This is a genomic window from Sphingobacterium sp. UBA5996, from assembly GCF_002429765.1.
Taxonomy (GTDB): Bacteria; Bacteroidota; Bacteroidia; order Sphingobacteriales; family Sphingobacteriaceae; genus Sphingobacterium.
On record NZ_DJAS01000011.1, the window covers coordinates 16,713 to 39,328 of the forward strand.

The window sequence follows — 22,616 nt, forward strand, 5'->3', positions numbered from 1 at the left end:
ATATTAATGCGCTTCAAGCCAATTTTTGCCCTCTCCAATTTCTACAACCAATGGTACATTTGTTTTGATTGCATTGGTCATTTTATCCTGTATGATTTCCTTAAAAAGCTGTATTTCGCTTTTAGGTATGTCAAAAACCAATTCATCATGTACCTGCATAATCATTTTACCCGATAAGCCTTGCTGCTCAATTTCATTTTGAATGGCAATCATGGCAAGTTTAATTAAATCTGCGGCCGAACCCTGGATAGGTGCATTAATAGCATTTCTTTCTGCAAATCCACGAACCGTCATATTTGCCGAATTGATATCTCTAAGATAACGCCTTCGCTTTAAAATTGTTTCAACATAACCATTCTCTTTTGCAAACTCGATCGCATCACTCATATATCTTTTTATCCCTGTATATTGGTTAAAATACTCGTTGATAATATCAGACGCTTCTTTGCGTGATATGCCAAGATTTTGGGAAAGACCAAATGCCGATTGACCATATATAATACCGAAGTTAACGGCTTTAGCATTGCGGCGTTGTTCGGAAGTAACGGCATCAAAATCAGTATGGTATACTTTTGCGGCCGTTGCCCGGTGGATATCATGTCCTTGACTAAATGCCTCCATCATATTTTGATCTTTACTTAACTCGGCGATTAGGCGCAGTTCAATTTGCGAATAATCGGCTGATAGAATCACATGCTCTTCAGATCGTGGAATAAACGCTTTTCTTACCTCTCTACCTCTTTCGGTACGTATCGGGATATTTTGTAAATTCGGATTCGTCGAGCTCAGACGGCCAGTTGCAGCAACAGCTTGATTGTAAGATGTGTGAATTAATCCTGTTTCGGGGTTTATTAACTCTGGCAGCGCATCAACGTAAGTTGATTTTAGTTTTTGCATTTGCCTGAAGTTTAAAATATCTTGAACGATGTCTGATTTATGAGCTAATGCTAATAATACATCTTCTCCCGTTTTGTACTGGCCCGTTTTTGTTTTTTTCGCTTTGGGATCCAACTGGAGTTTGTCGAATAAAACTTCACCCAGTTGTTTTGGAGAAGCAATGTTGAAATTTACACCTGCTTTCTCAAAAATAGATCCCTCTAGATTTTTGATATCCTGCTCCAAAGTTTTTGAAAATTCTTCAAGTGCCGGAACGTCAATTTTTACACCATTTCGTTCAATTTCAGCGAGTATATATACTAATGGGAATTCAACATCCTGAGCGAGTTCTATGGTGTTGGTCTCGATAAGGAGAGGTTGAAATATATTTTTTAACTGTAATGTGATATCTGCGTCCTCGGCTGCATATTCCTTTATTTTTTCAATCTCCACATCGCGCATATTTCCTTGTTTCTTGCCTTTTTCCCCTATAAGTTCAGTGATGGATACTGGACTGTAATTAAGATAATTTTCTGCGAGGAGGTCCATACCATGACGGGTATCTGGATCAATCAGATAATGTGCAACCATCGTGTCAAAAAGAGGCCCTTTTACTTTTACACCGTATCGTGCCAAAAGTAAAATATCATATTTAATATTTTGTCCCACTTTTTCGATGTTCGGATTTTCAAATACTGTTTTAAAAATATCGACTACAGCTTGTGCTCCTTCACGGTCTGCTGGAGTGGGGATATAGTAAGCTCTGGCATTTTCAAAGGAGAATGATAAGCCTACGATGTCCGCGAGATTAGCGTCCAATCCTGTCGTTTCCGTATCGAAACAAAAACTATTCAAAGAAGACAGCTTTTCGGCAAGCTCTTTTTGTTTTTCTTGTGTATCGGCCAAAATATAATCATGCGCCGTATTATGGATGTTATTTATTTCAGTATTATCAACGATTGCTTGAGTAGTGACATCTGTTGTTGTCACGGTAGTTACTGTTGTAGAAAATAAATCCATTTGGCCAGTTGTGGAGGCGCTTCTGTCAAGAACGGAGAAATCTTCGCCGAAAACCCGTTTTCCAAGTGTCCTGAATTCTAGTTCCGCAAATAGTGGTTCAAGAATTTCTTTGTTTGGATCTTCCAGCTCAAGTGATTTTTCGTCCAGGTCAATTGGTACATCCAATAAAATGGTAGCTAATTTTTTGGAGATAAGTCCTTGTTCAGCAAAGTTTTCTACGTTTTCACGCATTTTTCCTTTGAGTTGATCCGCGTTAGCAATAATGCCTTCGACAGATCCGTATTCCTGCACAAGTTTTTTTGCTGTTTTCTCACCGATGCCCGGTATACCCGGTATATTGTCTACAGCGTCACCCCAAAGGCCGAGGATATCGATGACTTGACAGACATCAGAAACTTCCCATTTTTCCAAAATCTCTTTGACACCTTGTACCTCTGCTCCGTTACCCATACGGGCAGGTTTGTAGATAAAGATATTGTCCGATACGAGCTGGCCAAAATCTTTATCCGGTGTCATGCAATAGACCTTAAAATCTTGTTTTTCAGCTTTTTTTGCTAAGGTCCCGATAATATCATCTGCTTCGTACCCATCCATTGTAATAATCGGGATATTGAAGCCTTCGATTAAACGGTTTATATAGGGAATAGAGGACGCAAGGTCCTCAGGCATAGACTCACGGTGCGCTTTATAAGCTTCAAATTCAATATGTCGGGCGGTAGGAGCTGCGGTGTCAAACACTACTGCTATATGAGAAGGTTGCTGATTTTTCAATACGTCCAAAAGCGTATTGGTAAATCCCATGATTGCTCCTGTATTTAACCCATTTGAGGTAATTCGGGGAGTTTTGCTCAATGCAAAATAAGCTCTATATATAAGAGCCATTCCATCTAAAAGAAATAGTTTTTTCACAAAATTGAATTTTAGTGTCTATTGCAAAGGTAAGAAATTCATTAACGGGTAAGTTTAATAAATTTTTCCGATTTTTGCAGCATGACACATTTAATGCAGCAGGAGTTATGAGAGGATTGGTAACTAAATCGACAGGTAGTTGGTATCAGGTTTTGGGCGAAGATAATCGAAGATACGATTGTCGGATCAAAGGGAAGTTTCGCACCAAAGGGATAAAAACAACGAATCCTGTTGCTGTTGGAGACTGGGTTCATTTTGAGGTGGAGCCGGATCAGGAAAGTGCCGTCATTCATGAATTAGAACCTCGCCGGAATTACATTATTCGTAAGTCCGTCAATCTCTCCAAGCAAACCCAGATTATAGGAGCAAATTTGGATCAGGCATTTTTGGTGGTGACCTTGGCCTCTCCACCGACTTCCTTGGGATTTATTGATCGTTTTTTAGTGACTACAGAAGCATATGGTATACCAGCAGTAATAATATTCAATAAATTGGATCTATTCAGTGATGAAGGATTGGAGGTTTTGGCGGACTATAAGGCAATTTATACAAGTATCGGATATCCCTGCTTTGAGGTCTCTGCGTTAACGGGGACAAATATAGACGTGGTCAAGGAACTGCTTAAGGATAAAATAACGTTAGTGTCAGGACATTCAGGAGTTGGTAAATCAACATTAATCAATGCAATTGTTCCAGCATATGGATTAAAGACCGGTGAAATCTCCGACTGGTCCGACAAAGGAAAGCATACGACCACTTTTGCTGAAATGTTCGATCTGCCTTTCGGGGGGAAGCTGATTGACACGCCCGGCATTCGTGAATTGGGCATTGTTGACATAGAGAAACAAGAGCTATCCCATTTTTTTCCAGAGATGCGTGCCTTGATGAACCAGTGTCGATTTAATAATTGCAGACATATCAACGAACCTGGCTGTGTTATCATGGAAGCTGTGGAAGAAGGGCGGATCGAAAGTTCGCGCTACGATAGTTACCTCAGTATGTACCATAATGAAGATAGCAGAGCGTAATTAACATAAAGGGCTTCTCTTTCTTATTCATAAAAAATGCCCCAAAAAGTGGCTAACTTTTTGGGAACACTGCATCGATGGGGAGCCATTTATATTCATGTGATTAAATTCCAATACAAACGCCTAGCGGATGGATTGGGTTAATTTAAAAAGTCACGAAGATAGGTGCACTCCCTCGAAGCGATTGTAAAGAATGGTGTGTCTTTGTATTGTGCTCCCAATTCCTTGAAATATTTATTTTGCATCGAAAAACGATAGAATGGATTCTTTAAAGGCGAGTCGTAGTATTGCCAACGGGACTCATTGGTATACACAAAATCCTTCTGCTCACATTTGGCGAGCATAAAAGTGCATTTAGCTTTGAAATCCCTATCTGTACTGAGCGAACGGGCCTTGTTGTACCATTCTTTTGCTGATTTTGTTTGCAGGTAATTCCGTTGCCAGTGAAGTGTGGAAGCTGCATGATTATCTATAGACGACCAGTCATAAGACACCATCGACCATGCATTTCCATAGGTGCTCGTTTGATAGATTCCTGTTGCCATCTGGAAATAATACGCTGCTTTTTTCTGATTGTCTTTTTCCGTTTTTAGGGCATTTTCCAATCGTGCCATGCGTTCGGCATACTTTAGTTTCGTGGTGGATTCGCTCCCATATTTTTTAGGATAGTCATTTATGGTAACAATAAATGGATTGGGTTTGATGTCTTCTTGCTCTTCGCTATACCAATTCTTAATTTCCATTTTCTTATGATCTTTAGGTAGCCCTGCTAGGGTTTTAGCAGCTTTCTGAAAGTCGAGTTCCCGCAAATACGTCGTTCCTAATAATTCTGTGAGATAGTCACGATTGAAATGCTTGATATCTTTCAGCAAAAATTTGGATAAGGTCTGTTGCTGGCCGTTATCCGTGAGCAAGTTTCTGATTTTTAGTAACGTTTTGGGCGTTAGGCTATTTTCCCAGAAATGCATGGTTGACCATTGCATATTTTCCTCCAGTGAATCCTTCGCAAAACCATAGTTGTAAAAGATGTCAGCTTTCACCGCTGCCAAGCTTGCCATAGCCGTATCCTGGGTATTTAGATAATGTTTTACCACTAGGTTTTGTAAGATATTGCGGCATATCAAGCTATAGTTGCTGTGTTCAAAAGCATTATAACTCCAGCTTGGTTTTCTAGTGTCATTTTTACCGTCAAGTTTGGCCTTCTCTTCCAACCAGGTTAATGTTTGGGTCAACTTGATCTCATCCAGTTGCTTGCTATTTTGCCAGTCCGTCAGTTGGGTCAGTAAACGAGTAATTTGAAGCTGGTCAACCAATTTGGGGTTGAGGTCGGATTCGTTAATTTCTGAAAGATATTCCTTTGCCAAGGTGTTTTCCTTATTTATCCAGCTTAAGTATGCAGCGGTAATAAGTCCTAATTGCGGTTGCACATATTTTTTATCACGATAGAGCTGCAAGGCAAATGTGCGAACAGAATCCAGGTATTTTTTGGCGTCCCCTTTGTCCTCATTTCTTGAATAATAGGTATAGCTATCTCTATTGAGATAAAAAGACTCGTTCATTTCAGCTTCTATTTTGTTGACTTCGCGACCTAGTAAAACTGCATTTATGGTATTTGCTGGGTCAAGCTGATAACATTCGCTTAAATATTTCAGGGCACGACCGCTATTGCCGAAGCCTATAATGGCGTTAATATTGAATTTGTCTGCATCATTTTTGGCGTATTGAAAAATCTCGGCATCACTCGCAGGGATATAATGGAAATTGGAGTAAGCCAATATACGTCGTTCGGGACTCATGGTAAAGAGTTTAGAAAAGAGGTATGCAGCTTTTGCTCCATCACCATTTTTTCGCACAGCACCGGCATAATTCGACAGTGCCCAATTGAGAATGGCATCGTTCCCTTTTACAGGCTGCAGATACTTCTCATAGGTGGTCATACTTTTGGTATATTCTTGCCCAAATAGGTATAAACGGGCTGCCTGATAAGCGTAGCGGATATAGAGGAAACTATTTTTTGGGTATTTGGCGATCTGCTGCTCGGCAAGTTCGGCAAATTGTATAATTTCTTTAAAATTTCGTGTATCAGGATCCCAATAACTATGTTGTATATTAGTAATAGGCTCCTGTTTTTTGGTAAATATAAAATAAGCCCGCTCTGCCTCATGTTTTCCATCAATCAACGTCTTTAAGAAGGTGTTTCCACGAACAGAATCTGGTAAGTTTGACCAAGTAGATTTCTGTTGGTTGCTCGCCAAATTGGCCGTTTCAGTATTACTCTTATACATCAGTTGTTCGACATCCCCAACTTTTACTGCCGGTCCAAGATGCTTAACCCAAGCCTCCGCATTAATCAGGCTTTCTTTGACTGGCTCTTCATCACTATAGAGAAATTGGTACGGTATAAATTGAAAAGCCGAAAATCCATTGTCCTCAAGATGCGGCAAGTAATAGGTCGTTTGATTATCATAAGGGTCTATTTCTGGACCGCAGGCGATATTAGTTGCTATCTCTCCGAAGAAGAAAGCAAGTGTTGTGCTAGAAAGCAGCAATAATTTTTTGTAATTCGGCATTGCTATGGTTTGCTAGTGTAGCTTGATCTAAGTGATAAAAAATAATCCGATGTTCTTTTCCTTTTAATTCTCCCTTCAAAAATTTTGCCGTTTGTAAGAGATCTTCCTGGTTTACGGACTCAAATCGGATTATATCATCTTTTTTGAGATTGGCTTTAGGAAGATCTTTTGTTAAAATATAAAGATTGGTATTGGGGTTATGGGTGAATAAAGAAGCGTCTTTTATCTCTTCTTCACTGATATGTTTTGAAATGCCGATATAATTATTATTATTTCTAAAGACTACAAACCATTGAAATATGGGTAAAGCAATGTCCATCTCAATAGGGTAATTGTGTAATGTTCCGCTGAGATAGGTTTTCAGATCTTTTTGGTTTATAATGGAATTCTGAGGGCCAAATTGTCTCAGATTTCCCATGTTATAACACATCAACATTACTTTCCGGACGGGGGGTACTCCACTCGTGACTATGTTTTTGACCTGATGTAGTCTTAATGTTGAGCTTACTAGAATGTCTTTCAATGCGGGTAGCTGCTGTAAGTAGGTGAGAAGATAAAAGAATTTATCACGCGAAGTTTTTGTCCAGTCGCAATCCAATTGGAGTTCCTTGAAATTCTCCTTTCCTGCCTGTTTTATCTTGGCTACAATAAATGGTACAATTTTATTAGCCAATACCCTAATCTGAAGGCTATCCATTTCCGTAAAAATACGCTGGTTGACAAACACGACGGGGATTACCTGCTGCTCCTTTGGTACAGGTTGGGTAAAGGTAATTGGACTAATAGGAACGGCCTGTACACCCGAAGGGTCAAAATCAATATCCATTATTCTCACATAAATAGATTGCGCTTTAATTTCCTCTAGCGCGCGATTTTCTACAGTATCTAACTGAAATACAGTCTTCCAAAAATAAAAACCTGTGTCATGCGATGTTTTAGAACAGGATATTAAAAAAAGTAATGTGGATGGTACAAGAAATAAAAATAGTTGTGTTTTACGCAGCATATTCGCTTTATTTAGTCGTATGTCAAACAAAATGCGATTAATTTTGTTTGTTATTCAATAAAATAAAGACGAAATTACGAAGAGATCATGACTTTATGAAGCCTATTTTAAAATGGATCCTTGGTGTTATAGCATTTATCCTGTTGGTTTTGGCTGGCGGTATTTGGTATTTTAGCCACAAGTGGAAGCCACTTTTGGACACAAAACTCAAACAATTGGTGTCACAGGCAACAGACAGTCTGTATTCGATACAATACGATGATATCCATGTCAATTTAATACTTGGAAATGTAACAATAGATAATTTACATCTCGTCCCAGATAGCACAGTTTATAGAAAACTCGTATTGGCACAAAAAGCGCCCGACAATCGCTTTGAGATCGCGGTAAATAGATTAAAAATAAAAAGCTTTGGCATCCGGAGGGTTCTGATGGACAAGGAGCTTTTCTTACATGATATTACAGTGGAGGCGCCAAAGATCCATGTTATCAATGAGGTGCATAGCTACAATGACACAGTCAGCAGCGGGCCCAAAAAGCCGCTTTATGAGAAGATAAAAGACAATCTTAAAAAAATTCAAGTGGAGGCGGTTAACCTCAATAATATTGATTTTAAATATACGCAGATCCAAAAGGGAGTTCGTCAGAATTTTGAGATCAAAAAGGTAATGGTCCGAATAGATGATGTATTAATAGATTCGACTTCCGAACAAGATAGCCAACGCTTTTATCACAGTAAAATGGTGGATATTCAAGTACCTGGTTTTACGTATAAAACTCCGGATGGTTTTTATAAGGTGAACTTTGATCAGTTGAAAATCAATAGTAAAAGCCGGAATGTGCTGTTAACAAAAGTTGCCTATCAGCCAACATTGAATAAAGCTGCCTATTACAGGAAGAAAGGTGAAGGAGGAAGTTATGTGGTATTAAAAATGGATACCTTGCTCCTGACAGGCTTCAATTTTGCAGCGCTTTCCCGTGATAAGAAAGTATACACAAAGCATGCGCTTGTCAAAAATGGGACACTTTCGATTTATAGTGACAAGCATTATAAAAGCGCGCCGACCAGCCATATTGGACATGCTCCGCACATGAAGTTGATGAAAATATCAACACGAATGGGAATTGATTCATTAATCCTCGAAAATATGGGTATTTCGTATTCCGAAATGAGCGATGAATACAGTCAGATTGGTACAATTACATTCGACCATACTTATGGTACAATATCTAATGTTACGAACGACTCGACCAAATTGAAAAAGCAGAAGCTGATGCGTGCAAATCTGCACAGCAATTTTATGAATGTAGGTAGGCTAAACACCAACTTTGTATTTGATATGACGTCCAAAGTGGGCGCTTACACCTACAAAGGAACGCTTGGAAAGATGGACCTACCTGTAATAAACAAGATGATTCGCCCATTGTTGAATGTTGAAGTCAAATCTGGAAATCTAAAGCAGATCAGTTTTGATATTTTTGCCAATGATTATCGGAGCAAAGGAACATTTAAAATGGATTATGACGACCTCAAGGTAAATATACTGACTGAGGTCGGCGACGACGGGCGGCGTGAAAAGAAAGGCCTGCTTTCTTTTATGATTAATCAGGTGCTGTTTAATCCCAGTAATCCTGATTTGTATGGAAAATATACGGTCGGGCATATTAATAAGCGGCGCGACCCAAATCATCCGTTTTTTAAAGCATTATGGCAGACTTTATTGGTTGGAATCAAACAATGTGTCGGTCTTGGCCCAGAACGTGAGGCCAAATTGATGAATACCGCTGGAAAGGTTGAAAAAGTAGTGAGTGGAGTGAGCAAGGCAAAAAAGATGATTTCAAGTATATTTAAAAAACATAAAACTCCTGAAGAACTCCTGCAGGAGGAGAAGGAAGATGAGGCCAAAGCGGCTGCAAAGATTGAAGAGAAACGAAAGCGTAATCGTGAAAAGGCTGAAAAAGAACTTGAAAAAGAAGGTACAGATAATTGATCGTCCGTTTCACGTGAAAAGCTTTCGTAAGCGCTCATTGGATGGAGAATTCAGTGGCTATGGCATGCATAGAAGATAGATTTGTATTTTTTGGCAGATTTGTCTAGTTTACGGTACCATGATAGATTCGATTTTAAGTTTTATCCGATTTGTTTTCAAGTACAAAAATGGTCTTGTGGACAAAATCATGTTTTATGCAAGCATGATTTGCGCTGCAATAGTCATTTTTAATGTGGGATATGTCACTGACAAAGTGCTGGGAGAGTTGTTGGGCACAATTATCCATCATCTTTTTTTTATCCTCTTTTTTATGATCGCTCTACGCGAATCGTCCTCCATTTATGCGCTTCGAAAAATTGCCGTGGAGCATTATTCGGGAATAGTTATCCTCGCTTATTTTATATTTATTCTCATCGCGCGTTTTTCGGGTTTTGGAGCGCTCGCAGTATTTTCCAGAGAACAATGGATTTATTTGGGAATCTATTTAATTTTCATTGCCGAGCTGTCCAAAAGTACCCTTTTCTTTGATAATTTTTATTTTAATCCAACCATACTGTTTGTCATAAGTTTTCTGGTGCTAATCTTAATTGGAACAGTATTGCTGATGCTGCCAAGGACTACAGTGGAAGCTCCGTTGTCTTTCGTTGACGCATTATTTATGGCGACGAGTGCTGTATGTATTACAGGTCTTTCCGTTGCCGACATTTCAACAAATTTTAGTATGTTCGGGCAGACAGTCGTGATTATTCTAATACAGGTGGGCGGATTGGGAATTATGACCTTCACAGGCTTTTTTGGCTATTTTTTTTCCGGGGGATTTTCCTATAAGAACCAGTTGATGTTTGGTGAAATCTTAGGCGAAAATAAGGTTGCCTCAGTGATTAAGACACTACTGACAATGATATTTATAACATTATTGTTCGAGTTTCTTGGCGCAATACTCATTTTCAGTACTTTAGAACGAGCAAATTTTCCAAATTTGGGAAGTATGGTTTTCTTCTCGATCTTTCATTCCATATCTTCTTTCTGTAATGCTGGTTTTTCAATCCTATCTGGAGGAATTACCAATGATACCTATAAATTTAACTACCCTTTTCAACTGGCTTTGTCCGCCTTGTTCATTCTTGGCGGCCTGGGCTTCGGAATTGTATTAAATTTTTACACCTATATCAAAGAGTCTATTCTGCTTTATTATCATCGCTGGGTGACAAAGAAAAGCTATAAACACAAAGCCTGGAATTTTAGTTTCAATTCTAAGTTGGTCTTAGCATGTAACGCAGTTATTATTGTAGCAGCGACTTTATTCTTTTATTTTTTGGAACATGGAAACACACTTTCTCTCGAAAAGGGGCTTGAAGGCGAATGGGCGACTTCTTTTTTTATGGCTAATGCAGCACGCTCAGCGGGATACAATAGTGTCGACCTGAGTTTTGTGACTGCCCCTACTGTTTTTATCATTATGGTTCTAATGTGGGTGGGAGCTTCTCCGGGATCGACAGGAGGTGGGGTGAAAGTAACAACAGTGGCCTTGTCACTGATCAATATTATATCGTTGGCTAAGGGAAAGGAATACATCGAGATTTTCAAAAGACGGATAGCCAATGAATCTGTTCATAAAGCATTTGCAATTATCTTGCTTTCCCTATTTGTTGTCGGATGTAGCTGCTTCTCTTTAATTTTTACGGATCCAGATAAGAGTATGAAAGCATTACTGTTTGAGGCACTATCGGCCTATACTACCTGTGGGTTAAGTTTAGGAATCACGGCATCATTAAGTATGGGCGGTAAATTAATTATCGCTATAACTATGCTCATTGGACGGGTGGGAATGCTAACCTTGTTGGTCGCTTTCATTAAAAATTCAAAGCGGAGAAATATTGTATTTCCGGAAGAAAAGATCTTGTTTTAGATAGACTGAGAAGCGTTTTGACGAACTTTTGATTAACTTATCAGAGTAATTAGCCTATAGGTCGAAAGAATGCTGTACTTCAAAATATAGCTTGGAAATAACAGTAAATTTATTTTAGTTTGGGATATGAAGTATATTGTTTTAGGATTGGGGCATTTTGGACGCTCTTTGGGGGTACACCTAACTGAACTTGGCCACGAGGTGATTGGGGCCGACCGAAAGCTCAGTATCGTTGAACAGTTAAAAGACAAGATAACACACACGGTTTGTCTAGATACAACCGATCGAGAGGCGGTTTCATCATTACCGCTTAAAGATGCGCATGCTGTTATTGTAGCTATCGGGGAAGATGAAGGAGCGTCACTCATGACTGTAGCGCTCTTAAAGCAATTGAAAATAAAACGGATCATTGGGCGTATTGTTTCAGATCTTCAAAAAACTGTTCTGGAGGCAATGGAAATCAACGAGTATATTATGCCCGAAGAAGAAGCTGCCGAACGACTAGCCATGCGATTGGATAATATCGATATCGTTGATTCGTTCAAGGTTTCGGATAAATATTCTATTGTAGAAACTAAAGTGCCGGCCCGTTATGTCGGCATGACATTGCGTGAAGCAAACTTGACCAACATATACAAAGTGATTGTACTGACTACGGTCAAGATCACAGACGTGAAAAAAGATGGCGTGACAAAAGAGCAAAAAGAGGCTTCGGGAATAGCAATATCCGAAACCATGATGGAAGAAGGTGATATTTTGGTTGTTTTTGGCGAACTATCCAATATTAATAAGTTAATTCAAAAAGGAGAATAAATATGTTATTGACAACAACAAGTACTATCGAAGGGCACCAAATTGAACGTTATTTGGGAATTGTTTCTTCCGAAGTAGTTTTAGGTGCAAATGCGATAAAAGACATGATGGCCGGATTTCGTGATTTTTTTGGCGGCAGATCCAATTCCTATGAACGCGCATTTCAAGAGACCCGAGAAGCGGCGCTACGTGAGCTTGAAGACCGTGCACGCGCATTGGGCGCGGATGCTGTTGTTGGAGTTCGACTGGATTTTCAAACGGTTGGAACAGGGGGCATGATGATGGTAGGAGCGACTGGAACAGCTGTTAAAATGCGATCTTAAATACACAACGCCCTGAATAATGTTAGGGCTTTTTAATGATATTGAAGGAAGTCATATTGCGCATTCAGCGTTAATAGAGGTATAACTCGCTCTTGTTAGCAATCTACGCGATAATTATAATTGTATATAAAGCCAAATTTATCTAAGTTTGGCTTTTAAGACTTTTAAACAACCTAAGAGGATAAATGAAATCATCTGGATTTATCAGAATCACGTGTAATGCGTTCATACATACAATGGAATATGAACGACGAATGGACAGTTATATCGTAAGTTGAATAAATTAGATAGCTTCATCAACTTTAAAGACAAATTTATACGGATGAAAAATTGGTTTAAGGCAAATTCGGCTCATTTGATTGTTATAGCGATATTCATTGTGCTGGTATTTTTTTATTTTACTCCTGTTTGGCAAGGTAAAACACTCGCTCAGTCGGATGTGGTACAAGCACAAGCGGCGCAGAAGGAATTATTTGATTTTAAAGCGAAGGATGGACAAGCGCCTTTATGGACAAATTCCATGTTCGGGGGGATGCCAACCTATCAAATTTGGCAAGAAAATGAAAATAATATTGGTACCTATTTCTTAAAAGCCGTCAAGTTCGCCTTTCCCAGCCCAATGGATACGGTTCTGTTCTATTTGTTGGGAGCTTATTTTCTCTTTAGCGTGTTACGCATCAAGCCCTGGCTGGCTGCGGTTGGCGCTGTAGCCATAGCCTTTACATCCTACAATTTTATCTATATCGAGGCCGGGCACATCACTCGTGCGAATGCAATTGCATTTATTCCGCCTGTTATCGCCGCGGTCATTATGTGTTATCGCGGAAGTAAGCTGTGGGGCCCTGTATTGTTAGCCTTGTTTCTTTCCCTTGAAATTCGTGTCAATCACTTGCAAACGACCTATTATCTGTTGATGCTTCTTATGGTATATGTGATTTTTACATTCATAGATGCGCTGAAACAAAATCAACTGAAGGCGTTTTTTATTGCCTCCGGGAGGCAGGTTTTTGCAGTTGTCATCGCTTTGATGGTCAATGCATCTATTTTATTGCCTACTTGGGAGTATAGTAAATTAAGTACCCGTGGGCATGCCAATATCACAAAGGTTGATAATGCGAATACCAAAGAGAAGGGGCTTGATAAAGAGTATGCTTATGAGTGGAGCCAAGGAATTGGTGAGACGATTACCTTTTTGATTCCTAATGCCTATGGCGGTTCGACTGGCGGGCAGTTGAACGAGAAGTCACATGTGGCTAAGTTTTTAATGGAAAAGGGAGGGGTGTCGGAAGTCCAGGCGGGGCAGTTTGCAGAAGGCATGCCAACCTATTGGGGTGATAAGCGCTTTACCTCAGGGCCATGGTATTTTGGCGCTGGGATCTTTTTCCTATTTGTTTTAGGTCTTGTTATTGTCAAAGACCGGTTCAAGTGGTGGATTCTGGCAACAACCATTCTAGCATTGCTACTTTCATTTGGAAGAAATTTTACACTTGTATCGGATCTTTTCTTTGATTATTTCCCGATGTATAATAAGTTTAGGGCGGTTGAATCCATCTTGGTTTTGGTTTCTATTACGGTACCTATGATGGCAATTATGGCTGTCAACGAGCTTTTGATACGTGCGAAGGAAATCCCCAACTTAGATAAAAAAGTTCTGTATACCTTTATTGGAGTTGGTGGGTTCTGTTTGTTGATTGCTATTATGCCCGATCTATTTTTAAACTTTAGAAACGCCGGACATAGCAATCTGATAGAGATGTTAGAGCACAATATAGGCGATAAAGCCTTTGCAACAGAATTAGCAAACCAGTTAGTGCTAGACCGCAAAGATATTGCGAGCAAAGATGCCTATCGTTCTTTTTTCATTATCCTATTAACATTCGGTTTTGTATGGATATTTCTAAAGAAAAAGTTAAGCGAGGGGATATTATTAGGGGTATTATTGGTGTTGTTCCTGTTTGATTTATGGAGTATTGATAAACGTTTCTTAAATGATAAATCGTTTATGGATAAAGGAACTACTGCACAACAGGTATTCCAGCAACGTGAGGTAGATCAATTGATATTAATGGATAAAGATTTAAGTTACCGCGTACTTGATCTGACGTCTGATCCATTTTCGGATGCGCGACCCTCTTATTTCCATAAATCGCTGGGAGGATATCATGCTGCAAAATTGATGCGCTTTCAGGAAATTTTGGAAAATCAATTTAATGGGGCGCTGAATGAAGATGTTCTAGACATGTTTAACGTACGTTATTTGATTACGACAGATCCTCAGAATCAGTCCCAACGTATCGTTAGAAGAAGCACAGCTGCAGGAAATGCATGGTTTGTCGATAAGGTAAATTTTGTAAAAGGGAATGCAGAGGAAATGCAGGCAATCAGTTCTTTTGATCCCCGTAAAGAGGCTTTCGTAAATCAACAATATCAGAATGAAATTAAAGCGAAGACTTCGAGTGCTTCAACAACTGGCCAGATTAAGCTAACGTCTTACCATCCGGATAAAATGCAATATGAATATACTGCAACAAATGATGCATTTGCTGTCTTTTCGGAAGTATTTTATGATAAAGGGTGGAAAGCATATGTGGATGGCAAGGAAACGCCTATCATTCGTGCAGACTATATCCTGAGAGCCTTACAGTTGCCGGCAGGTAATCATAAAGTTGAATTCATCTTTGATCCAGAGTCGCACAAAATGGGGAATCTATTGACTTTGATCTCCTCCTTCATTCTTGTTGCAGGAATAGGAGCAGCGCTTTATCTCACGTTTAAACGAAATCAAAAGGAAACAGCGGTTTAAAGCTGTTCCTTTTTTAAGCATTTTAGAGCTTTAGAATAATTTGAGCTGCGGATCGGTTATTCTAAAGCTCTTTCTATGATGCGGTGTAGAGCCGTGTGCCAATACAGCTGTTCTGTGCTTAATTGTTGGATACCCTTTGTTGTTGAGCCAGTCGTAATCTGGATATGCTAAAGCGATGTTGTTCATATACTCATCGCGATAAGTTTTGGCCAGAATTGAAGCTGCGGCGATGGATAGGTACTTGCCATCGCCCTTGACAATACAAGTATGCGGAATTTGCTGATAAGGAATAAACCTATTGCCATCGACAATGATATACTCCGCTTTTGTCTTCAAGAGATCAAGAGCTTTGTGCATTGCTAAGTAGCTCGCATTGTGAATATTTATGCGATCGATCTCTTCCGCTGAGACACTGGCAACCGCATAAGCAAGGGCTTCACGTTCAATAATCGGCCGTAGTGCCATTCTTTTTTTCTCGCTTAGTTGTTTGGAATCATTAAGCAGCTCGTGATGATAGTCTGTCGGGAAAATCACCGCGGCAGCGAAAACAGGTCCTGCCAAACAACCCCGGCCCGCTTCATCACAGCCAGCCTCTATCCACTCTTCCTGATAATATGATAATAGCATGTTCAGTCTTTAAAATAGCCGAAAGTACAAATAAATTTAGAGTTATCTATTGTAACTTCTGTGTGAAGATCGCCCATTTACATTAATTAACACTAATAATACCTTTTTTTGTAAGAATTTGGAGCACCATACTATGAATTGTAATAATTTCAATCATACAATAAAGGGTGGTTTCTTATTTTGACCCTATTGTTTCTTAAACTTGAGCAATAGTTGTCGAGTCAAAAAGTTATCAATTATAGCAATATAAAAATAAGTACTATGAGAGGCTTTATGCTTTTTTTGTTTAGTATGCTGACGGGGTGGACTGTTTATGGCCAGACGAAAAGTGTACAAGGTATGTTGAAAGACGACAAGAATCGAATTGTCGCAGGTGCAACGGTGAAGTTGACATCGAAGTTAGATTCCATGACTACAGGATCCAATATGGCGGGGATTTTTATCTTTGATAAAGTTAAAGCCGATACATTTAAAATCACGGTTTCCAACCTTGGATTCGAACGTTTTGAGCAGGAATTTACAATTCCTAAAGGTGAATCAAAGCACATTATTCCAAGTTTAACTTTACAACAGAACTCGCAGATGCTGGAGGAAGTGGTGGTTGATGGAGTACCTACTGTTGTTGTCAAAAGTGATACCTTGGAATATAGCATGAAAGATCTGAAACTCCGTGATGGGGCAGTTGCTGAGGACGCTTTGAAAAAGTTGCAAGGCGTCGAAGTCGATAAGGACGGTAATGTTACAGCACAGGGTGAATCCGTCAAACGCGTTCGTATTAACGGGAAGGACTTTTTTGGTGGGGATGTAAAGACTGCGACGCAGAATTTGCCCGCTAATATTATTCAAAAAATGCAAGTCATCGACGATTATGGCGATATGGCGAATGTGACCGGAAATAAGAACGGTGATTCAGAAAAGGTATTGAATATTCAAATTGACCCCAAATATAATACAGGTCATATGACCACTCTTCGGGCAGGTGTGGGGACAGAAGATCGTTACCAAGCTACAGGTATGTGGATGGGTATGCGTGAGGGTGAACAAATTTCGGTGTTGGGAAACTTGAACAATACCAATGCGCCCTTATTCGATTTTAGTACAGTAGGTGGTGGTGCGCGTCGGGGTCAAGGTGGTGGCGGTCGCCGCGGTGGTGGTGGTATGTTTGGCGGTTCGGACGGTTTGACGAAAATTGGCTCCATAGGACTGAATTACCGTAAAGACTTTAGTGATAAACTGACTGTTTATGGTAGCTATAGTTTTAGCCATAGCAATAATACCACGCTATCTCAACGGTTTCAGGAAAATACATTGCCAAATATTATGCAGACGGACAGTGTAACATCCAATTCGAATACCATTGGCGATAGCCATCGTTTTGAAGCTAATGTAGAATGGAAGCCAACTACAAAAGATTATATCAAAATTTCACCCCAGTTCGGATATGACAATAGCGATGTAACAACAGGTACCAATTCGCTCACTTACCGTAGTGGAGCATTTAATAATTCGCAGATTCAAGATGTTTTTGCTAATTCCAGTGCACCCAGATTCGGTATTAGTGGATTGTACAACCATAAGTTCAACGATAAGGGGCGGAATGTCTTTGTAAATATGAACTTTAACAATGCAAAAACAACGAAAGATCAAAATGCAATTTTAGACAGGCTATTGGCTGATCCCAACAATGCAAGTGCTCCTTTGGATTCAATTTATGAAAAAACGATCCTGGAAGCAAATAATAAGAGTTGGAACGGGGGAGCGTCAGTAAATTATACGGAGCCTGTTTCTGAAAAAGGAAAAATAGAATTTACCTATGACTTTAACAAAAATAAGTATGACAATTCGAACAAACAACAAGGGTTTGATCGGGATGGAAACTTAATTGCTGAGGATCCCAAATTGAATTTTGATTATAACTATGATTACTCCTTTACAACACATAAAGTTGGGGCTAACTATTTGTATAGTGGCGATAAAATAACCTATTCCATTGGCGCTGCAGCTCAGCCTTCTCAGTTGAGAGGTGATGCCATCAGTTCAGGTTTAGTGGTGCCGATTCATCGTAATAATATGAACTGGATGCCTATTGCGCGTTTTGAGTATAAATTCTCTAGGCAATCTAATATTACCGTCAATTATTCCGGAACACCGAATGAACCTTCTGTTACGCAGATTTTACCATTTGATATGAGTACAAACAGGACCAGTATCGTAATCGGTAATGCAAATTTGAATCCGGAGTTCAGTCATCAACTGAACGTGAGATTTCGTAAGAATGACTTTCAAAAAGGGAACAATTTCTTCGCTTTTGTTAATGCTGGGCTGACCAACAATAAAATTGTGAGCTTGAGCAAAAGCTATTTTGATGATTTAATCGATTATCAAACAGGTCAGACAAACTCAACCTTAGTTTCCGAGACCCGTTATCTTAATGAAACAAGCGATAAACCATTTAATGTGAATTCTTTTTACCACTACGGGAAATCCTTAAAAGAAAAAACATATAATATTATGTTGATGGGGGGAATATCCTATAACAAAAATATCGGATATGTATCTACGGAGAAAGATGATGACATCGGTCAAAAGAATGTTGCACGCAATATCGTGTTGAATCAAGGCTTGATGTTTAGATATAACCCGTCGGAAAATCTGGAAATTAATCCAGGCGTTCGTTATCAATTTAATCATACGGAAAACTCAGTGACAAACCGTAATACGAATGTTTCTTCGTGGACGCCAACCTTAATTGGTTCGGTTAATATTACAAAAAATACGATTTTCGGAGCAGATCTATCCAAACAATTCAATAATGGGTATGGTGCTGGTATCAATGCAAATCCTTTTGTCATAAATACGTACTTGGAGCAGAAATTCTTAAGTCAGCAACGAGGGACTGTACGTCTACAGGCATTTGACTTGTTGAATCAGCAAACGAATGTCTCCCGAACCTTCAGTGAATCGATGATTACTGATAGCCGTACAAACCGTTTAGGAAGATATTTTATGATTTTGTTTACCTACAAATTCCAAAAATTCGCTATGGGCAATCCTGCAGGAGAGAACAGATTGCCAGGGGGAATGAGACCTCCGCGGATGTAACCTGATTTCTATTAGATGTAAAAACGGTCATAGTGATTTCGCTATGACCGTTTTGCATTTTAAAATGCCTAGTTTTGTGACGACTTCATGCCCCATACGATTTGCAGATTGAGCAAAGTGGCAAAATATCGTAAATATGGAGCGCACAGGAAAAGATAAACTAAAAAGAAGCAATAGCAAGCTTGTACTGCATGGAATACGAAATTATTAGACTTTCAAACGGAATACGCGTAGTATTTCAATATCAAAATTTACCGGTTACTCATGTCTGCATGGTCATCAATGCTGGATCGAGGGATGAGTGCGCAGGAAAATATGGTGTGGCTCATTTCATTGAACATCTTTTATTTAAACGTACTGAGAGACGTTCTACGCAACAGATAATAAATCATTTGGAATCCGTTGGCGGAGATCTGAACGCCTATACGACGAAGGAATATACTTGTGTACATGCTTCCATGCTACAGCCTTATTTAAATCGAGCATTAGATCTTTTTGAAGATATCTTTTTTCATTCTACTTTTCCCGACATAGAAATTGATAAGGAAAAGTCGGTCATTGTTGATGAAATGGCTTCCTACCTAGACAGCCCTGAAGAGTCTATTGTAGACGATTTTGAAGATCTCGTTTTTCAGGGATCGGGATTGGGGCATAATATTTTAGGATTGGAAGATCAGCTGCTCGCACTTCAAAAAACGGATATCGTTGATTTTATGCGGGCGAATTATGATACAAATGAAATGGTCATTGGTATCACGGGGAATTATACCCTAAAGGAAGTGGAGCGATTGCTGCACAAAGTGTTCGGCACGGTTCCCTCAAATACGATAGAACGTATACGAAATGATGTAAGACCGCTCATTCAGCAGCATGTTACGGTAGGCAAACCAATCAATCAAGTGCATTATATGCTCGGTTCATTGGCCTATAGTTATCGTGATGAGCGTAAAACGGGGCTGCTGCTTTTGAATAATATGCTTGGTGGAATGGGGATGGGATCCATTCTGAATCTTTCCATACGGGAGAAACATGGAATAGCTTATACCATCGAATCTAACTATACTATTTTTTCAGATACAGGGTTATTTAGTATTTACCTCGGCACAGATGAAGAAAAGGTTGAAAAAGCGAAGAGGCTCGTCTTTAAAGAGCTCGCTAAGCTGAGCGAGCAACCGCTGTCTGAAACTGCTGTAAAAAGAGCGAAGCAGAAATTTATTGGGCAGATTGCTTTGACCGAAGAAAACCGTATGAGTATGATTATCTCTGCTGCGAAAAACGTGATGGACTATGATCGTGTGATCTTATTGGACGAGATCATTGAAAAAATTCAGGACTTGACTAGCAAAGAACTATTAGGAATTGCACAAGATGTATTTGATCCGAAGAAGATGTTGTCGCTTAGTTTTGTTCCCGAGGACTAATTGTTATCGTGGGGGATACCTCCTTTTAGAGATAGATGGTATTGAAATAGATCGGGTGGCGATCGGAGAATCGTTTGCTGAAATGAATTTATATTGCATATAAAAAGCAATTTATCTAAGTTTGCGTTTACGGGAATTCGTTCTCATCAAACATGGATTGCCGAAGGCAGATTCAATACCTCTGGTAGCAGACAAATAAACGAATAAAAATATAAGGGATGAAAACAGCATATGTATTTCCTGGTCAAGGAGCCCAATTTGTTGGAATGGGACAAGACCTGTATAATTTGAATGATGAAACGAAAGCTTTGTTCGAACAGGCAAACGATATTTTAGGGTTTCGCATCACGGATATTATGTTTTCCGGTACAGATGAGGAATTGAAACAAACGAAAGTAACGCAACCAGCTATTTTTTTGCATTCGGTCATTTTGGCGAAAGCATTAGGAGATTCTTTTCAGCCGAACATGGTTGCCGGTCATTCTTTGGGCGAGTTTTCGGCTTTGGTGGCTGCAGGTGCATTGAGTTTTGAAAACGGGTTGAAATTGGTCGCACAACGTGCCAATGCGATGCAAAAAGCATGTGAGCTTCAGCCGTCAACGATGGCTGCTATATTAGGTCTGGAAGATGTTGTGGTGGAGGATATCTGCGCTCAGGTTGATGAAGTTGTTGTGGCTGCAAATTATAACTGCCCTGGACAATTGGTTATTTCGGGATCGATCGAAGGAGTGGACAAGGCTTGTGCTTTGTTGACCGAGGCTGGTGCTAAGCGGGCATTAAAACTAAATGTAGGTGGTGCATTCCACTCCCCATTGATGGAATCAGCTAAAGTTGAATTGCAAGCAGCTATTGAAGGGGTAGAAGTGTTGTCGCCTAGCTGTCCGATTTATCAAAATATTGATGCTAAACCACAGACAGATCCAGTGGTTATCAAGCAAAATTTGATCGCACAGCTAACGGGGGCTGTTCGATGGACACAAACGGTACAAAATATGTTGGCCGATGGTGCGACAGCATTTGTTGAAGTTGGTCCTGGTAATGTATTACAAGGATTGGTCAAAAAAGTCGATCGTCAGGTACAGACTTCTGCGGCTTCAGTAACGGGCTAAGAATAGCATCGGATAAAAAAAGGGTCGTATGATCCATTCGTGGTCGGAAGATTTTTCTTCCGACTTTTTTGTGCCAATAACAAAATAAAGTAAGAATTTTTCTTGTAACAGCGAAGTATCAAGTTGACACCTCTTTCGGCCTTTCTTCGGAGCTTGTTCGGTACTTGTTCGGTACTTGGTCGGAGTTTGTTCGGTCGCAACCGAACGAGCTCCGTTGTATATACGTATGATATACGTTGAAGGATCGGGTGAAGGGCGAAGTTGGTAAGCGGGAAGTTTTAGGTTATTTATCTTTAAACATCGTATAATGATCTTTCATCACCTGTAAGACAAAATCATTGGGAGTCATTACATCAGGGTGTTTAACGTCCATGACTTTTTCCAGACGTTGAACTAAAGCCGTTAAAATTCCCACATCTCTTCTGTCAAAAGCTGTCTGATAAATCTCTTTAATCGAGTTGGCATCTTTGTCACTCAGTTTAATTACTTGAGGAAATAGAATTGGGTGATTCTCTAATGTTTCCTCATAGATGGTGTCGCCCAATTTTAAGGCAGGTTTGAGACTAATAACTGACGTTTCTCCGGCAATATCTCCAATGCGTTGCCCATTTTTTGATAATACGATTGATGTAATGGCGACTCCACCCATTGTCATCCAAATATCTACGATAGATAAACTCCATCTGGACAAGTACTGATAAAAATTAGCCCGTGAACCGTCGAGCTTAACAACTTTTATTTTCATTATTTTCTTGCCAACCGTTTGCCCGCCAAAGGCCGTTTCGGTAATCAACGTATAAAAAAAAGCCGGTAAAGTCAGTGCCATCATGATCCCATAAAAAAGATAGGGATCATTACTGGTGATATTTAAAGTGTCCAAGAGGAAGAAACAAAAGAAATAATAGCAGACTATAATAAAATAGTCTATTGCAAAGGCTATCATTCTTGAGCCAAGACTGGCAAGATTATATTCGATTTTTACATTTTGTGCTGTATTTATCTCGAGCTTATTCATCTGTAAAATGATTTGAATTTAGTGGCAATATAGAATATATAAGTCAATTTTGCAGTTATTTGTGCTTTTCAATCACGGATATTTCCTATATTTG

At 39.5% G+C, this 22,616-nt stretch carries 14 protein-coding genes; 9 read left to right on the forward strand and 5 right to left on the reverse strand.

From position 1 onward, the window contains the following. Positions 1 to 3: 3 nt before the first annotated feature. Positions 4 to 2,805, reverse strand: coding sequence for a DNA polymerase I (polA, locus tag B3E00_RS07520; protein WP_293885270.1), 2,802 nt, complete (start codon positions 2,803 to 2,805; stop codon positions 4 to 6). Positions 2,806 to 2,912: 107 nt separating this feature from the next. Here polA and rsgA point away from each other — a divergent pair, with 107 nt between their 5' ends. Continuing rightward, complete coding sequence (gene rsgA / locus B3E00_RS07525) at positions 2,913 to 3,833, forward strand: ribosome small subunit-dependent GTPase A (protein ID WP_293937932.1); 921 nt, start codon at positions 2,913 to 2,915, stop codon at positions 3,831 to 3,833. Between the two features lie 140 nt (positions 3,834 to 3,973). On the opposite strand, the gene B3E00_RS07530 is transcribed toward rsgA, so the two are convergent. Both B3E00_RS07530 and B3E00_RS07535 read right to left on the reverse strand, forming a co-directional pair. After that, positions 3,974 to 6,403, reverse strand: coding sequence for a hypothetical protein (locus B3E00_RS07530; protein ID WP_293885268.1), 2,430 nt, complete (start codon positions 6,401 to 6,403; stop codon positions 3,974 to 3,976). After that, complete coding sequence (locus B3E00_RS07535; protein WP_293937934.1) at positions 6,369 to 7,409, reverse strand: hypothetical protein; 1,041 nt, start codon at positions 7,407 to 7,409, stop codon at positions 6,369 to 6,371. Before B3E00_RS07535 ends, B3E00_RS07530 begins: the two co-directional genes overlap by 35 nt. 95 nt (positions 7,410 to 7,504) lie before the next feature. On the opposite strand from B3E00_RS07535, the gene B3E00_RS07540 reads away from it, so the two are divergent. The 5 genes from B3E00_RS07540 to B3E00_RS07560 all read left to right on the forward strand — a co-directional run bounded on the left by B3E00_RS07540 (position 7,505) and on the right by B3E00_RS07560 (position 15,248). Further along, positions 7,505 to 9,400 (forward strand): hypothetical protein, encoded by a 1,896-nt coding sequence (locus B3E00_RS07540; protein WP_293937936.1) that lies wholly within the window; start codon positions 7,505 to 7,507, stop codon positions 9,398 to 9,400. Between the two features lie 118 nt (positions 9,401 to 9,518). Further along, entirely contained in the window at positions 9,519 to 11,309 is a 1,791-nt protein-coding gene (locus tag B3E00_RS07545; protein ID WP_293885264.1) for a TrkH family potassium uptake protein, read from the forward strand. Positions 11,310 to 11,435: 126 nt separating this feature from the next. Continuing rightward, complete coding sequence (locus tag B3E00_RS07550; RefSeq protein ID WP_293885263.1) at positions 11,436 to 12,122, forward strand: potassium channel family protein; 687 nt, start codon at positions 11,436 to 11,438, stop codon at positions 12,120 to 12,122. A 2-nt stretch (positions 12,123 to 12,124) separates the two neighbouring features. Continuing rightward, positions 12,125 to 12,445 (forward strand): YbjQ family protein, encoded by a 321-nt coding sequence (locus tag B3E00_RS07555; RefSeq protein ID WP_209582059.1) that lies wholly within the window; start codon positions 12,125 to 12,127, stop codon positions 12,443 to 12,445. 322 nt (positions 12,446 to 12,767) lie between these two features. Continuing rightward, on the forward strand, positions 12,768 to 15,248 hold the full coding sequence (locus B3E00_RS07560; RefSeq protein ID WP_293937938.1) for a YfhO family protein: 2,481 nt from the start codon (positions 12,768 to 12,770) through the stop codon (positions 15,246 to 15,248). A 30-nt stretch (positions 15,249 to 15,278) separates the two neighbouring features. On the opposite strand, the gene B3E00_RS07565 is transcribed toward B3E00_RS07560, so the two are convergent. Then, complete coding sequence (locus B3E00_RS07565) at positions 15,279 to 15,875, reverse strand: ribonuclease HII (protein WP_209582056.1); 597 nt, start codon at positions 15,873 to 15,875, stop codon at positions 15,279 to 15,281. 261 nt (positions 15,876 to 16,136) lie between these two features. Here B3E00_RS07565 and B3E00_RS07570 point away from each other — a divergent pair, with 261 nt between their 5' ends. From B3E00_RS07570 to fabD, 3 genes are all read left to right on the forward strand, one after another. Next, positions 16,137 to 18,977: an outer membrane beta-barrel protein gene (locus tag B3E00_RS07570; RefSeq protein ID WP_293937940.1), complete on the forward strand. Its 2,841-nt coding sequence runs from the start codon at positions 16,137 to 16,139 to the stop codon at positions 18,975 to 18,977. Between the two features lie 191 nt (positions 18,978 to 19,168). Beyond that, positions 19,169 to 20,398: a M16 family metallopeptidase gene (locus B3E00_RS07575; RefSeq protein ID WP_293885257.1), complete on the forward strand. Its 1,230-nt coding sequence runs from the start codon at positions 19,169 to 19,171 to the stop codon at positions 20,396 to 20,398. A gap of 218 nt (positions 20,399 to 20,616) precedes the next feature. Further along, a complete protein-coding gene (gene fabD / locus B3E00_RS07580; protein WP_293885256.1) occupies positions 20,617 to 21,507 on the forward strand; it encodes an ACP S-malonyltransferase in 891 nt (296 codons plus the stop codon). A gap of 283 nt (positions 21,508 to 21,790) precedes the next feature. On the opposite strand, the gene B3E00_RS07585 is transcribed toward fabD, so the two are convergent. Next, the gene (locus tag B3E00_RS07585; RefSeq protein WP_209578279.1) at positions 21,791 to 22,522 is read right to left on the reverse strand and encodes an RDD family protein; all 732 of its coding nucleotides are present in this window, start codon (positions 22,520 to 22,522) and stop codon (positions 21,791 to 21,793) included. Positions 22,523 to 22,616: the final 94 nt, after the last annotated feature.

Coding starts and splice junctions, on each gene's coding strand:
- rsgA (WP_293937932.1), top strand. CDS start 2,913: ATGAGAGGATTGGTAACTAAATCGACAGGTAGTTGGTATCAGGTTTTG.
- B3E00_RS07530 (WP_293885268.1), bottom strand. CDS start 6,403: ATGCCGAATTACAAAAAATTATTGCTGCTTTCTAGCACAACACTTGCT.
- B3E00_RS07535 (WP_293937934.1), bottom strand. CDS start 7,409: ATGCTGCGTAAAACACAACTATTTTTATTTCTTGTACCATCCACATTA.
- B3E00_RS07540 (WP_293937936.1), top strand. CDS start 7,505: ATGAAGCCTATTTTAAAATGGATCCTTGGTGTTATAGCATTTATCCTG.
- B3E00_RS07545 (WP_293885264.1), top strand. CDS start 9,519: ATGATAGATTCGATTTTAAGTTTTATCCGATTTGTTTTCAAGTACAAA.
- B3E00_RS07550 (WP_293885263.1), top strand. CDS start 11,436: ATGAAGTATATTGTTTTAGGATTGGGGCATTTTGGACGCTCTTTGGGG.
- B3E00_RS07555 (WP_209582059.1), top strand. CDS start 12,125: ATGTTATTGACAACAACAAGTACTATCGAAGGGCACCAAATTGAACGT.
- B3E00_RS07560 (WP_293937938.1), top strand. CDS start 12,768: ATGAAAAATTGGTTTAAGGCAAATTCGGCTCATTTGATTGTTATAGCG.
- B3E00_RS07565 (WP_209582056.1), bottom strand. CDS start 15,875: ATGCTATTATCATATTATCAGGAAGAGTGGATAGAGGCTGGCTGTGAT.
- B3E00_RS07570 (WP_293937940.1), top strand. CDS start 16,137: ATGAGAGGCTTTATGCTTTTTTTGTTTAGTATGCTGACGGGGTGGACT.
- B3E00_RS07575 (WP_293885257.1), top strand. CDS start 19,169: ATGGAATACGAAATTATTAGACTTTCAAACGGAATACGCGTAGTATTT.
- fabD (WP_293885256.1), top strand. CDS start 20,617: ATGAAAACAGCATATGTATTTCCTGGTCAAGGAGCCCAATTTGTTGGA.
- B3E00_RS07585 (WP_209578279.1), bottom strand. CDS start 22,522: ATGAATAAGCTCGAGATAAATACAGCACAAAATGTAAAAATCGAATAT.